At 63.9% G+C, this 897-nt stretch carries 1 protein-coding gene; it reads left to right on the top strand.

Annotated elements, in window-relative coordinates:
- The coding region (locus EN935_RS38035) for a GH25 family lysozyme (RefSeq protein ID WP_127374341.1) at positions 1-880 on the top strand (880 nt) is incomplete at its 5' end.
- Positions 881-897: the final 17 nt, after the last annotated feature.

Genomic DNA, 897 nt, shown 5'->3' with positions numbered 1-897 from the left:
GTCTGAGAATGACCCGGACGAAAGTCCGCGGCCTTTCGGTCTGGCGGAGGAAGAGACGGTGGCACTTTCAGCGCCGGAACCGTCGGACAGCATCGAGCCCTCAATCGAGCCGGCGGCCCTGGTATCGCCGCCGAGGCTCTTGAGCCGCGCGGCGCCTCCGATGCTTGCCGGGCCGGTCACCCGCTATGGTTTTCGCGATGCCAAGCCGATCAATTTCGGCAAGGGTTCGCCCCGCCACCTTGCCGTGCACGGCGTCGACGTCTCACGCTGGCAAGGCAACGTGAACTGGGACAAGCTGCGCGTCCAGGGCGCCAACTTCGCCTACATCAAGGCGACCGACGGTGGTGATCATCTCGATCCGATGTTCATGAAGAACTGGCGCAATGCCGACGCTGCTGGCCTGAAGCGTGGCGCTTACCACTTCTTCTACTGGTGTCGCACGGCTGGCGAGCAGGCCGACTGGTTCATCCGCAATGTGCCCAGGGTCGAAGGCGCGCTGCCGCCGGTGATCGACGTCGAGTGGAACGGCGAGTCCAGTTGCAAGCGGCGGCCGTCGCGCGAAAAGGTGCTGGAGAAGATGCAGGTGTTCATGGACAAGCTGGAACGCCATTACGGCCAGCGGCCCATCATCTACACCGCGCCTGATTTCTACCGTGACAATCTCAGGGGTGAATTCCTCGATTATCCGTTCTGGGTGCGCGCCGTGGCGCGGCATCCATCCAAGGTCTATCCCGACCGCAAATGGCTGTTCTGGCAGTATTCCGGCTCCGGCCTGTCGCATGGCGTCACCGGCCGCATCGACCTCAACGTCTTCCACGGCGACGAACGGCAATGGCGCAACTGGGCCGGCGGCCGGATCTCCGTTGCCGACGCCGACTGAATCGGTCCGTCAGGCCC

This window comes from Mesorhizobium sp. M7D.F.Ca.US.004.03.1.1, from assembly GCF_003998635.1.
Taxonomy (GTDB): Bacteria; Pseudomonadota; Alphaproteobacteria; order Rhizobiales; family Rhizobiaceae; genus Mesorhizobium; species Mesorhizobium loti.
Note: the sequence above shows the minus strand (reverse complement) of the source record. Positions and strands in the feature narration are given on the sequence as shown.